This window comes from Streptococcus mitis, from assembly GCF_026782895.1.
GTDB lineage: Bacteria > Bacillota > Bacilli > Lactobacillales > Streptococcaceae > Streptococcus > Streptococcus mitis_CB.
Map to the genome: position 1 here is coordinate 176,429 of NZ_JAKUXJ010000004.1, position 13,578 is coordinate 190,006.

The window sequence follows — 13,578 nt, forward strand, 5'->3', positions numbered from 1 at the left end:
AGATGAATTTGCGGAAATGTGGTATAATTTTTCTTATGGAAAAGATTATCATTACAGCAACTGCTGAAAGTATTGAACAAGTTAAACAACTGCTCGAAGCTGGCGTAGACCGTATCTATGTCGGTGAGAAAGATTTTGGCCTTCGTCTGCCAACAACCTTTAGTCATGACAAATTGCGTGAAATTGCTAAGGTGGTTCATGAAGCAGGTAAGGAATTGATTGTTGCGGTTAACGCCCTCATGCACCAAGATATGATGGATCGTATCAAGCCTTTCTTAGACTTTTTGGAAGAAATCCAGACAGACTACATTACGATTGGGGATGCAGGTGTCTTTTACGTGGTCAACCGCGATGGTTATTCCTTTAAGACCATCTACGATGCTTCGACTATGGTAACTAGCAGTCGTCAGATAAACTTCTGGGGACAAAAGGCTGGTGCATCTGAGGCTGTTTTGGCGCGTGAAATTCCATCAGCTGAACTTTTCAAAATGCCAGAGATTTTGGAAATTCCTGCTGAAGTTTTGGTTTACGGAGCTAGCGTTATCCATCATTCTAAACGTCCGCTCTTGCAAAATTACTATAACTTTACGCACATCGATGATGAAAAGACGCGCAAGCGTGACCTCTTCTTGGCTGAGCCAAGTGACCCAGAGAGTCACTATTCTATTTTTGAAGACAATCATGGAACCCACATTTTTGCCAACAATGACCTTGATTTGATGACAAAATTGACAGAATTGGTAGAGCATGGTTTTACTCACTGGAAATTAGAAGGTCTCTATACACCTGGTCAGAACTTTGTTGAGATTGCAAAACTCTTTATCCAAGCGCGTAGCTTGATTCAAGAGGGTAACTTTAGCCATGACCAAGCTTTCTTGCTGGATGAAGAAGTGCGCAAGTTACACCCTAAAAACCGTTTCCTTGATACAGGATTCTATGATTACGATCCTGACATGGTTAAATAAAGTAAATGATTCGTTGAGAGAAGGAAGATGCAAACAGTTCTTCTCTCAATTTTTTCTTATTCTCCAATATTTTCAAAGAATTAATAGGCTAGGATGCTCTGTTTGCTGGGATTTTTAATACAAGTAACCTTCTTGAGTTTGAAAATTATCCCATGTTTGCAGGTGCCAAATGGCCCTTTTTTTGGTATAATTTTTTATAATGAAAACGATTGGTAATCGCTATGTTGTGGTTGATTTAGAGGCAACTAGCACAGGTAGTAAGGCTAAAATTATCCAAGTGGGAATTGTCGTGATTGAGGACGGAAAAATCGTCGATCACTATACGACGGATGTCAATCCACATGAACCCTTGGATGCTCATATCAAAGAACTGACAGGATTGACAGACCAACGTCTGGCGCAAGCACCTGATTTTTCGCAAGTTGCTAGAAAAATCTTTGACTTGGTGAAGGATGGGATTTTTGTAGCCCATAATGTTCGATTTGATGCCAATCTCTTGGCGGAAAATTTATTTTTTGAAGGCTATGAACTAAGAAATCCTCGTGTTGACACGGTCGAATTGGCTCAGGTCTTTTTCCCTGAACTGGAAAAATATAGCTTGCCGATATTGTGTCGAGAATTAGGAATTCCTCTTAAACACGCTCACACAGCCCTTTCAGATGCCCAAGCTACTGCGGAATTACTCTTATTTCTACGGAAAAAGATGGCCCAACTTCCTAAAGGACTCTTGGAACGTTTACTGGAAATGGCTGACGCCCTCTTGTATGAGTCCTACCTGGTTATTGAAGAAATTTATCGCAGCCAATCTGTCCTGAGTTCTCCAGACTTGGTCGAAGTTCAAGGACTGTATTTCAAGAAAACTGGAGCTCCCCTGGAGCCACGAAAACTATCTCAAGGTTTTTCTAAGAATATTTCTCTGTTGAACCTTGAAGTGAGGGAGGATCAAGAAAATTTTGCTAAAGAGGTTGGCTTGCTATTGAAAGATGAGCCTGTCTCTCTGATTCAAGCGCCGACAGGGATTGGGAAAACCTATGGCTATCTCTTACCCGCTTTATCTCTAGCCAAAGAGCATCAAATTGTTCTTAGTGTTCCGACAAAGATTCTTCAAAATCAGATCATGGAAGAAGAAGGTAAACGTCTCAAGGAAGTGTTCCATATAGATATTCATAGTTTAAAGGGACCACACAATTATCTGAAGTTGGATGCTTTTTATCGTTCCTTACAGGAAAATGATGAAAATCGCTTATTTAGACGCTTTAAAATGCAACTCTTGGTCTGGCTGACTGAGACAGAGACAGGGGATTTGGATGAAATTGGCCAACTCTACCGTTACCAACATTTTCTGACAGATCTTCGTCATGACGGGAATTTATCATCTCAGAGCTTATTTGTGACGGAAGATTTTTGGAAACGTAGTCAAGAAAAGGCACAAACCTGCAAGCTTTTAGTGACCAATCATGCCTATCTTGTAACCAGACTTGAAGATAATCCTGAATTTGTCAGCGACCGTCTATTGATTATTGATGAAGTTCAAAAGATCTTGTTGGCTCTAGAAAATCTGCTTCAAGAGACTTACGATATCCAGTCTATTATCGAATTGCTTGATAAGGCTTTACTGGACGAGCAAAATAAGGTCCAGCAACGAATATTAGAAAGTATTCGCTTTGAGTGCTTCTACTTGATAGAACAATTTCAGTCTGGAAAATCTAGGAAAAATATCTTAGATTCTCTTGCCAATCTCCACCAGTATTTTTCAGAATTAGAAGTAGAAGGCTTTGAGGAGTTGGTTCGCTATTTTACAGCTGACCGAGATTACTGGCTTGAAGCAACTGAAACGAGTCAAAAGAAAATTCAGATTTCTTCTACGAAATCAGGCCGTATTCTTCTATCTTCCTTAGTGCCTGATTCATGTCAAGTCTTGGGAGTGTCGGCCACTCTTGAGATTAGTCAAAGAGTTTCTTTGGCAGACCTTTTGGGTTATCCTGAAGCTAAATTTGTCAAGGTTGAAGCTCATAAAAAATGGGATCAAGAAGTGGTCTTGGTCAAAGATTTTCCTCTAGTAACAGAAACTTCCTTAGAAGTCTATGCCAAGGAGGTAGCTGATTTGCTGATGGGAGTTCAAGATTTCCAACAACCGATTTTGGCTCTCTTTACTGCTAAAGACATGCTTCTAGCAGTATCGGATTTACTTCCAGTTAGCCACTTGGCCCAGTATAAAAATGGGGATGTTCATCAGCTTAAGAAACGCTTTGAAAAAGGTGAACAACAAATCCTGCTTGGTGCAGCAAGTTTCTGGGAGGGAGTTGATTTTTCAAGTCATCCTTTTGTGATTCAAGTTGTACCAAGACTTCCTTTCCAAAATCCTCAAGAGCCCTTGACGAAAAAGATTAATCAGGAACTGAATCAGGAAGAAAAAAATGCCTTTTATGATTATCAGTTGCCAATGGCCATTATTCGTTTAAAGCAAGCTTTGGGAAGAAGTATGAGACGTGAACACCAACGTTCTTTAACTCTCATTCTGGATAGGAGAATCGTCGGAAAAAGATACGGCAAGCAAATAGTGACTTCTCTAGCAAAAGAAGCGAGCGTTACAACTATCGCTCAATCTGAAGTTAGTGAGGCAATTGATAGATTTTTAAATGAACTTTGATAAATAGTATAGTATGAAAGTATAAGGTTAGTACATATGAAACGTTCTCTCGACTCTAGAGTCGATTATAGTTTGCTCCTGCCAGTATTTTTCCTACTGGTTATCGGTGTGGTAGCTATTTATATAGCTGTTAGTCATGATTATCCAAACAATATTTTACCCATTTTAGGTCAGCAGGTCGCATGGATTGCCTTGGGGCTTGTGATTGGTTTTGTGGTCATGCTCTTCAATACAGAATTTCTTTGGAAAGTGACCCCCTTTCTGTATATTTTAGGCTTGGGACTCATGGTTCTGCCGATTGTCTTTTATAATCCAAGCTTAGTTGCATCCACGGGTGCTAAAAACTGGATTTCAGTCAATGGAATTACTCTATTCCAGCCGTCAGAATTTATGAAGATATCCTATATCCTCATGTTGGCCCGTGTGATTGTCCAGTTTACCAAAAAACATAAGGAATGGAGACGCACAGTTCCACTGGACTTTTTGTTAATATTTTGGATGATTCTTTTTACCATTCCAGTCCTAGTTCTTTTGGCACTTCAAAGTGACTTGGGGACGGCTTTGGTTTTTGTAGCCATTTTCTCAGGAATCGTCTTACTATCAGGGGTTTCTTGGAAAATTATTATTCCAGTATTTGTGACTGCGGTAACAGGGATTGCTGGTTTTCTAGCCATTTTTATCAGCAAGGATGGTCGTGCTTTTCTCCATCAACTGGGGATGCCGACCTACCAAATCAATCGTATTTTGGCTTGGCTTAATCCATTTGACTTTGCCCAAACAACCACTTACCAGCAGGCCCAAGGACAAATCGCCATTGGGAGCGGTGGCTTATTTGGTCAGGGGTTTAATGCTTCTAATCTGCTTATTCCAGTTCGAGAGTCGGATATGATTTTCACGGTCATTGCAGAAGATTTTGGCTTTATTGGCTCTGTCCTTGTTATCGCCCTTTATCTCATGCTGATTTACCGTATGTTGAAGATTACTCTTAGATCAAATAACCAGTTCTACACCTATATTTCCACAGGTTTGATTATGATGTTGCTCTTCCATATCTTTGAGAATATCGGTGCCGTGACAGGTTTGCTTCCTTTGACGGGGATTCCCTTGCCTTTCATTTCTCAAGGTGGATCGGCTATTATCAGTAATTTGATCGGTGTTGGCTTGCTTTTATCGATGAGTTACCAGACAAATCTAGCTGAAGAAAAGAGCGGAAAAGTTCCATTCAAACGGAAAAAGGTTGTATTAAAACGAATCAAATAAGGAGAAAATCATGGTTAAAGTAGCAGTTATGTTAGCTCAGGGCTTTGAAGAAATTGAAGCTTTGACAGTTGTGGATGTTTTGCGTCGTGCCAATATTACTTGTGATATGGTAGGATTTGAAGAGAAAGTAACAGGTTCACATGCAATCCAAGTCACAGCAGATCGTGTCTTTGATGGCGATTTATCAGACTATGATATGATTGTTCTTCCTGGAGGTATGCCTGGTTCTGCACATTTGCGCGATAATCAGGCCTTGATTCAAGAGTTGCAAAGCTTCGAACGAGAAGGGAAGAAACTAGCAGCTATTTGTGCGGCGCCAATTGCCCTCAATCAAGCGGGGCTATTGAAAAACAAGCAGTACACTTGCTATGATGGCGTTCAAGAGCAAATCCTTGATGGTCAATATGTCAAGGAAACAGTAGTGGTAGATGGTCATTTGACAACCAGTCGAGGCCCTTCAACAGCCCTTGCCTTTGCCTACGAGTTGGTGGAGCAATTAGGAGGAAACGCAGAGACTTTACGAACAGGAATGCTCTATCGAGATGTCTTTGGTAAAAATCAGTAAAACGGGAGTCAAACTCTCGTTTTTTTATGTGGAAAACTCAGGGAAATCATCGCTTTTTTCATAAAAAAATGCTATAATGAAGGGTATGAAATATCACGATTATATCTGGGATTTAGGTGGAACTTTACTGGATAATTACGAAACTTCAACAGCTGCATTTGTTGAAACATTGGCATTGTATGGCATCACACAAGACCATGACAGTGTCTATCAGGCTTTAAAGGTTTCTACTGATTTTGCGATTGAGACATTCGCTCCCAACTTAGATCATTTTTTAGAAAAATACAAGGAAAATGAAGCCAGAGAGCTTGAACACCCTATTTTATTTGATGGAGTTTCTGACTTATTGGAAGACATTTCAAATCAAGGTGGCCGTCATTTCTTGGTTTCTCACAGAAATGATCAGGTCTTGGAAATTTTAGAAAAAACCTCTATAGCAGCTTATTTTACAGAAGTGGTGACTTCTAACTCAGGCTTTAAGAGAAAACCAGATCCTGAGTCCATGATTTATTTAAGAGAAAAGTATCAGATTAACTCTGGTCTTGTAATTGGTGATCGACCGATTGATATCGAAGCTGGGCAAGCTGCAGGACTAGCTACCCACTTGTTTACCAGTATCGTGAATTTAAGACAAGTATTAGACATGTAAGAAAAAGGAATAAGATGACAGAAGAAATTAAAAATCTGCAGGCACAAGAATATGATGCCAGTCAAATTCAAGTTTTAGAGGGCTTAGAGGCTGTTCGTATGCGTCCAGGAATGTATATCGGATCAACCTCAAAAGAAGGTCTTCACCATCTAGTCTGGGAAATTGTTGATAACTCAATTGATGAGGCCTTGGCAGGATTTGCCAGTCATATTCAAGTCTTTATTGAGCCAGATGATTCGATTACTGTTGTCGATGATGGGCGTGGTATCCCCGTCGATATTCAGGAAAAAACAGGTCGACCTGCCGTTGAGACTGTCTTTACTGTCCTTCACGCTGGAGGAAAGTTTGGCGGTGGCGGATACAAGGTTTCAGGTGGTCTTCACGGAGTAGGGTCATCAGTAGTTAATGCCCTTTCCACTCAATTAGACGTTCATGTCCACAAAAACGGTAAGATTCATTACCAGGAATACCGTCGTGGTCATGTTGTTGCAGACCTTGAGGTGGTTGGGGATACAGATAGGACTGGAACAACGGTTCACTTCACACCAGACCCAGAAATCTTTACGGAAACAACAACCTTTGATTTTGATAAATTAAATAAACGCATTCAAGAATTGGCCTTTCTAAATCGCGGTCTTCAAATCTCCATCACAGATAAGCGCGAAGGTTTGGAACAAACCAAGCATTACCATTATGAAGGTGGGATTGCTAGTTATGTTGAATATATCAACGAGAACAAGGATGTAATCTTTGATACACCAATCTATACAGACGGTGAGATGGATGATATCACAGTTGAGGTAGCCATGCAGTACACAACTGGTTACCATGAAAATGTCATGAGTTTCGCCAATAATATTCATACACATGAAGGTGGAACGCATGAACAAGGTTTCCGTACAGCCTTGACACGTGTCATCAACGATTATGCTCGTAAGAATAAGTTACTAAAAGACAATGAAGACAACCTGACAGGGGAAGATGTCCGCGAAGGATTAACTGCAGTTATCTCAGTTAAACACCCAAATCCACAGTTTGAAGGACAAACCAAGACCAAACTGGGAAATAGCGAAGTGGTTAAGATTACCAATCGCCTTTTCAGTGATGCTTTCTCTGATTTCCTCATGGAAAATCCACAGATTGCCAAACGTATCGTTGAAAAAGGAATTTTGGCTGCTAAAGCTCGCGTGGCTGCTAAGCGTGCGCGTGAAGTCACTCGTAAAAAATCTGGTTTGGAAATTTCTAATCTTCCAGGGAAACTAGCAGACTGTTCTTCTAACAATCCAGCTGAAACGGAACTCTTCATCGTCGAAGGAGACTCAGCTGGTGGATCAGCCAAATCTGGTCGTAACCGTGAGTTCCAGGCTATCCTACCAATTCGCGGTAAGATTTTGAACGTTGAAAAGGCAAGTATGGATAAAATTCTAGCTAACGAAGAAATTCGTAGTCTTTTCACAGCCATGGGAACAGGATTTGGCGCAGAATTTGATGTTTCAAAAGCTCGTTACCAAAAACTCGTTTTGATGACCGATGCTGATGTCGATGGAGCCCACATTCGTACCCTTCTTTTAACTTTGATTTATCGTTATATGAAACCAATCCTAGAAGCTGGTTATGTTTATATTGCCCAACCTCCAATCTATGGTGTTAAGGTTGGAAGTGAGATTAAAGAATACATCCAGCCAGGAGCAGATCAAGAAATCAAACTCCAAGAAGCCTTGGCCCGTTATAGTGAAGGTCGCACCAAACCGACTATTCAGCGTTATAAAGGTCTTGGTGAAATGGACGACCACCAATTGTGGGAAACAACCATGGATCCAGAACACCGCTTGATGGCTAGAGTTTCTGTGGATGATGCTGCAGAAGCAGATAAAATCTTTGATATGTTGATGGGGGATCGAGTTGAGCCTCGTCGTGAATTTATCGAAGAAAATGCCGTCTATAGTACACTTGATGTCTAAAAAATCGGGAGAAGTAGTTCCCTTGGTCTAAAAAATATGATATAATCGTTACGATTGTTTCAAGTAAAAAAGGAGTTTAATATGTCTGGTAGTCTAGTAATATATCTTGCAATTGCAGTTGCAGTTTTCTTAGTGATTGCCTATGCTATCGCAATCTACGTACGAAAACGCAATGAAAGTAAATTAGCAATTTTAGAAGAGAAAAAAGAAGAGCTGTACAATCTTCCAGTAAACGATGAAGTTGAAGCTGTAAAAAATATGCACTTGATTGGACAAAGTCAAGTGACTTTCCGTGAGTGGAACCAAAAATGGGTTGACCTATCTCTTAACTCTTTTGCCGATATCGAAAATAATCTTTTTGAGGCAGAAGGCTATAACAACTCATTCCGTTTTTTCAAGGCCAGTCATCAAATTGACCAAATCGAGAGTCAAATTACCTTGATTGAAGAAGATATTGCAGCAATTCGCAATGCTTTAGCAGATTTGGAGAAACAAGAGTCTAAAAATAGTGGACGTGTTCTTCATACCTTGGACTTGTTTGAAGAGTTACAACACCGAGTGGCTGATCATTCTGAAGAATATGGCCAAGGTTTATCTGAAATCGAAAAACAATTGGAAAATATCCAATCAGAGTTTTCTCAGTTTGTTACTTTAAACACTTCAGGTGACCCAGTAGAAGCTGCTGTGATTTTGGATAATGCTGAAAATCATATCTTGGCTTTGAGTCACATTGTTGACCGCCTGCCAGAGATTGTAAAAACATTATCTAAAGAGCTACCTGATCAATTGGAAGATTTGGAAGACGGTTACCGTAAGCTTTTAGACGCTAACTATCATTTTGCTGAAACGGATATTGAATCTCGCTTCCAATTGCTTTATGAAGCTTTGAAGAAAAACCACGAAAATATTGCACAATTAGAGTTGGATAATGCTGAGTATGAAAATACTCAAGTTCAAGAAGAAATCAATGCACTCTATGATATCTTTACACGAGAAATCGCCGCTCAAAAAGTAGTTGAAGGCTTAGTTGCAACCCTTCCTACATATTTGAAACACATGAAAGATAGTAATGCTGTTTTAGTGGAAGATATTCAACGATTGAGTAACAATTACCTACTATCTGAAACGGATGTTAGTCATGTTCATAGATTACAAGCTGAGTTAGAATCTTTAGAAGAATCTGTATTGGAACTAACTTCTGAACAAGAGGAACATTCTGAACCTTATTCATTGCTTGAAGATCGTTTGGAAAACTTACAAGCGACTTTGAAGGAAATTGAAGATGAACAAGTTTCGGTTAGTCAACGTCTTGCTCAGATTGAAAAAGATGATATCAATGCTCGCCAGAAGGCAAATGTTTATGTTAATCGTCTTCACACAATTAAGAGATATATGGAAAAACGCAATCTTCCAGGTATTCCTCAGAATTTCTTACAGTTGTTCTTTACAGCAAGTAACCATACTGAAGAGTTGATGGCTGAACTAGAAGAAGCTCGGGTCAATATCGAAGCTGTGAACCGGATGCTCGAAATTACAACAAATGATATGGACGCACTTGAAGAAGAAACCTATAATATTGTTCAATATGCAACATTGACAGAACAATTGCTACAGTATTCGAACCGTTACCGCTCATTTGATGAACGAATTCAAGAAGCCTTTAATGAATCATTAGAAATTTTTGAAAAAGAATTTGATTACCATGCTTCATTTGATAAGATTTCGCAAGCTTTGGAAGTTGCAGAACCAGGTGTAACCAACCGTTTTGTCACTTCATATGAAAAAACACGTGAGACGATTCGTTTCTAACATAATAAAAAAGATTTGGTTCTGCTTCTCACAGAACCAAATCTTTTTTATTTATTCATTGTTTTTAAAAATGCCCAGTTACCAATTGATCTTGAACCGTATTCTATCTCCATAAAGTCTAGTAGGACATAATCGTTTTTTTCGTAGAATGAGGCATTTCTTGCTGTGCTGGTAATGAAACCCAAGTGTTTACAGCCTTTTGATTTGACATAAGGTTCAATCCCTTGTGTCAGAAAAGTACTGCCAATTCCCTGTCCCTTACTTTCTATATCGACAGCTAAAGCCATCAAATACCAATCAAACTCTCCTGATTGTTTTAAGTGCTTTTTGGAACGTTTTACAAAGTCAAAGTATTTAAAAAGATTTCGTGGTCGAATGTAGCGAAAAATGTTTGTTCCACCATTTCGTAGATAGGATAGTATACAGAAATCCTTTTGTTGCAAAAGGGCAACTGCAAGTAATTCTCCATCTTGTTCCGCAACTAAACAGTTTCCTTTTTTAATATAGACTCTAGTAAGCAGAATTTGCAATGTTTCTACAAAAGCAGGATAGGAGTCAGGTTTCTTCAAATCGTCTTTTAAAATCGTTAAAAAAGGATAGTCAAGAAAGGAATTGGCTAATAGTTTTCCAATTTTTTCGCTTTCTTCAAGTCTTGCCTCTCTATATATGATATCTCCCATGTTTGTCTCCTTAATTATCTATAAAATCTTGTATGATAAGATTTCAAGATAAAAAATTGGAGATGATCCAAAAAGCAAGTTAGAACCTCGTTTTGTACTATAAGGTCCAAAAAGCTTTTTAAACTCTCCAATTTTTTATTTGGTTGGAATCGAAATTCCAATTAATTTTTCTGAATAGAGGGTTTTGATATTGGCCTCATCAATAGAGTCCTTATCAATTTTACGTTTCAAGAAAAATTCTTGAATAGCTTCGATTTCAGGTTCACGAATAGCGCGGTGTTTGTTTGAGATGAGGATTTCATAGTGAAGCGGAGCTTGGGTAAAAATAACATCAGTATTTCCAGCAGAATAAACCTCAACAAGGGTTGCATCTGTACTTTCTAGCTGGCTTTTAACAAGTTGCGAGTGTGAGTTTGTCGTATTGATTAGCTTCATAACATTTCCTCCGATTTTCTAATTCTATTATAGCACTTTTTGAATAAAGTAGCTTGATTTAGTCAATCTTATGCTGTTTTTTCCAAGATTCAATAGCCCATTTATGGCTACCACGTTTGAGATTTTCAATCGCCTTGTCAATAGGGAACCAGGCAATATGATTAAAGTCTTCTAGTGGCTTTTGCACTTCTTTGAAAGAAGTCGCTTCATAGAGGTAGGCAGGATTGTAGTAGTAGGTGTCACGGTGACGAGAGTAGAAATATTCGTCAGCTTGTCCGTAATAGGTACCAATTTCAGCTGTAAAGCCAAGTTCTTCAATCAATTCACGCTTTAGTGCTTCTTGATGATTTTCACCTGCTTCAATTTCACCACCTGGTAGGAACCAAGCACCATTAGGTGCTTGAACAAGAACAATTTGTTTTCCCTCAGCATCAGGGATAACAGCATATACGCCATAACGGTGCTGGTAGGTTACATTCTCTTTTTTTTCTCCAAAGGTTGGATTTGCCATTGCATTTTCCTCATTATCTATTATCTTTATTATTATCTTAATGGACAAAGGCCGAGCTGTCAAGAACTTATAGTTATTTTTGTAAAAAGGAGCAGAAAATTTTCATTTTCTACTCCTTTTCTATAGGATTTATACTTCTTTTTCAGAAGTTTTTACTTCAGATTTTTTGGCAGACTTAATTTGAATCTTGCCCTTGCTGGTCATAACTGCCTTGAGGTCTTTTTCGCTTGGATTTTCAAGGTAGTAGTCAGTGATTGCGTCCTCAATATAGTCTTGAATAGTACGACGAAGTGGGCGTGCCCCCATTTTTGGATCATAACCGAGGTCAACTAATTTTTCCTTGACCTTGTCAGTTACATCTAAATGAATGTTGTTACTTGAAAGACGTTTGTTAACATCTGCTAGCATAAGCTCGACAATCTGAAGGAGGTTATCCTTGCTGAGAGCCTTAAATTCGATAATACCATCAAAACGGTTCATAAACTCTGGGCTAAAGAAGTTACCGAGTTCACCGAGAACAGAATTGGTACGTCCTTCTCTAGCAGCACCAAATCCAACGCTGGCTTCGGCCTTACCTGTACCTGCATTTGAGGTCATGATAATGATGGCATCCTTGAAGCTAACGGTACGTCCTTGCCCATCTGTCAAACGACCATCGTCCAAGACCTGGAGGAACATATGCATAACATCTGGATGGGCTTTCTCTACTTCATCCAAGAGAATAAGAGAATATGGATTACGGCGGACTTTTTCAGTTAATTGCCCAGCCTCATCGTAGCCAACATAACCTGGAGGGGCGCCGACCAACTTAGCTACACTGTGTTTTTCCATATATTCACTCATATCGAAGCGAATCATACTGTCAGCAGAACCAAAGAGTTCGATAGCTAGTTGTTTGGAAAGTTCTGTCTTACCGACGCCAGTTGGTCCGACGAAGAGGAAGCTTCCAATTGGACGGTTAGGCGTACCGAGACCGACACGGTTTCGGCGAATAGCTTTGGCTATCTTATCAACTGCATCGTCCTGTCCAATAACATGAGACTTGAGATCTTCGGCTAGATGGATGAGTTGAGATTGTTCTTTCTCTTTCAAATCGCCAACAGGGATATTGGTTTTCTGCTCGATAATGTGCTCAATGGTTTTCTCGCTGATGATAGGAGTATCCTGGTCTGTGACCTTTTTCTTTTGCATTTCCTTATACTTGGCAATCTGGTCGCGGAAGTAGGCGGCCTTCTCAAAATCTTCCTCTCGTGTAGCTTGAGATTTGAGATTTTCAGCCTCAATCAAGCGCTGATCAATGACTTTAGGGTCTACAAAATTCAAGGTCAAGTTCATCTTAGAACCAGCTTCATCTAGGAGGTCTATGGCCTTGTCAGGTAAGAAGCGATCTTGGATGTAGCGATTGGAAAGAGTTGCAGCTGCTTCAATTGCAGCATCGGTATACTGAACGTGGTGGTAGTCTTCGTATTTCTTTTGAATTCCTTTGAGGATAGTGATTGTTTCTTCCACTGTTGGTTCGTCGACCTTAACAGGTTGCATACGGCGTTCTAGGGCAGCATCTTTTTCAATGATGCGGTATTCATTGAGGGTAGTTGCACCGACCAGTTGCAGTTCACCACGAGCAAGGGCTGGCTTGAGGATATTTCCTGCATCCATATTGCCATCGCCCGCAGCCCCCGCACCAACAATTTCATGGATTTCATCGATAAAGAGGATGATGTCCTCACGTTTGCGAATTTCTTCCATGAGTTTTTGCATGCGTTCTTCAAATTGTCCACGGATACCCGTTCCTTGAACTAGGCTAACCACATCCAGACGGATGACTTGTTTACCTTGTAGTTTATGTGGAACATCGCCATCAACGATTTTCTGAGCTAGACCTTCGACAACGGCAGTTTTTCCGACACCTGGTTCACCGATAAGAACAGGATTATTCTTGGTTCTGCGATTGAGAATTTCGATGACACGGATAATCTCATCGTCGCGTCCAATAACGGGATCTATATCTCCACGACGGGCAATTTCAGTTACGTTGATACCAAATTCTTCTAGCAGGCCTTTTTCTTGGCTTGGAGGCGGAGTTTGAGCNGGTC

Annotated in this window: 11 protein-coding genes; 7 read left to right on the top strand and 4 right to left on the bottom strand. The window is 39.9% G+C overall.

Annotation, left to right across the window (positions count from 1 at the left end):
* The first annotated feature begins 35 nt into the window (after positions 1-35).
* The 7 genes from MK480_RS05035 to ezrA all read left to right on the top strand — a co-directional run bounded on the left by MK480_RS05035 (position 36) and on the right by ezrA (position 9,859).
* Entirely contained in the window at positions 36-965 is a 930-nt protein-coding gene (locus MK480_RS05035) for a peptidase U32 family protein (RefSeq protein ID WP_084888420.1), read from the top strand.
* 199 nt (positions 966-1,164) lie between these two features.
* Positions 1,165-3,615 (top strand): bifunctional DnaQ family exonuclease/ATP-dependent helicase, encoded by a 2,451-nt coding sequence (locus MK480_RS05040; RefSeq protein ID WP_268707282.1) that lies wholly within the window; start codon positions 1,165-1,167, stop codon positions 3,613-3,615.
* A gap of 36 nt (positions 3,616-3,651) precedes the next feature.
* Positions 3,652-4,875 (top strand): FtsW/RodA/SpoVE family cell cycle protein, encoded by a 1,224-nt coding sequence (locus MK480_RS05045; protein ID WP_060628527.1) that lies wholly within the window; start codon positions 3,652-3,654, stop codon positions 4,873-4,875.
* A gap of 10 nt (positions 4,876-4,885) precedes the next feature.
* Positions 4,886-5,440 (top strand): DJ-1 family glyoxalase III, encoded by a 555-nt coding sequence (locus tag MK480_RS05050; RefSeq protein ID WP_268707283.1) that lies wholly within the window; start codon positions 4,886-4,888, stop codon positions 5,438-5,440.
* An 85-nt stretch (positions 5,441-5,525) separates the two neighbouring features.
* A complete protein-coding gene (locus MK480_RS05055) occupies positions 5,526-6,089 on the top strand; it encodes an HAD family hydrolase (protein ID WP_261012425.1) in 564 nt (187 codons plus the stop codon).
* Between the two features lie 14 nt (positions 6,090-6,103).
* Positions 6,104-8,050 (top strand): DNA topoisomerase (ATP-hydrolyzing) subunit B, encoded by a 1,947-nt coding sequence (gyrB, locus tag MK480_RS05060; protein ID WP_261089203.1) that lies wholly within the window; start codon positions 6,104-6,106, stop codon positions 8,048-8,050.
* A gap of 81 nt (positions 8,051-8,131) precedes the next feature.
* Positions 8,132-9,859, top strand: a complete 1,728-nt coding sequence (gene ezrA / locus MK480_RS05065; protein ID WP_268707284.1) for a septation ring formation regulator EzrA — start codon at positions 8,132-8,134, stop codon at positions 9,857-9,859.
* Between the two features lie 47 nt (positions 9,860-9,906).
* On the opposite strand, the gene MK480_RS05070 is transcribed toward ezrA, so the two are convergent.
* The 4 genes from MK480_RS05070 to MK480_RS05085 form a co-directional block, all read right to left on the bottom strand.
* A complete protein-coding gene (locus tag MK480_RS05070; protein ID WP_261015280.1) occupies positions 9,907-10,539 on the bottom strand; it encodes a GNAT family N-acetyltransferase in 633 nt (210 codons plus the stop codon).
* A 135-nt stretch (positions 10,540-10,674) separates the two neighbouring features.
* Positions 10,675-10,974, bottom strand: a complete 300-nt coding sequence (locus MK480_RS05075) for a DUF1827 family protein (protein ID WP_000767189.1) — start codon at positions 10,972-10,974, stop codon at positions 10,675-10,677.
* A 58-nt stretch (positions 10,975-11,032) separates the two neighbouring features.
* The gene (locus MK480_RS05080; RefSeq protein WP_049515691.1) at positions 11,033-11,485 is read right to left on the bottom strand and encodes an NUDIX hydrolase; all 453 of its coding nucleotides are present in this window, start codon (positions 11,483-11,485) and stop codon (positions 11,033-11,035) included.
* A gap of 129 nt (positions 11,486-11,614) precedes the next feature.
* Positions 11,615-13,540 (bottom strand): ATP-dependent Clp protease ATP-binding subunit, encoded by a 1,926-nt coding sequence (locus tag MK480_RS05085; RefSeq protein WP_474104229.1) that lies wholly within the window; start codon positions 13,538-13,540, stop codon positions 11,615-11,617.
* Positions 13,541-13,578: the final 38 nt, after the last annotated feature.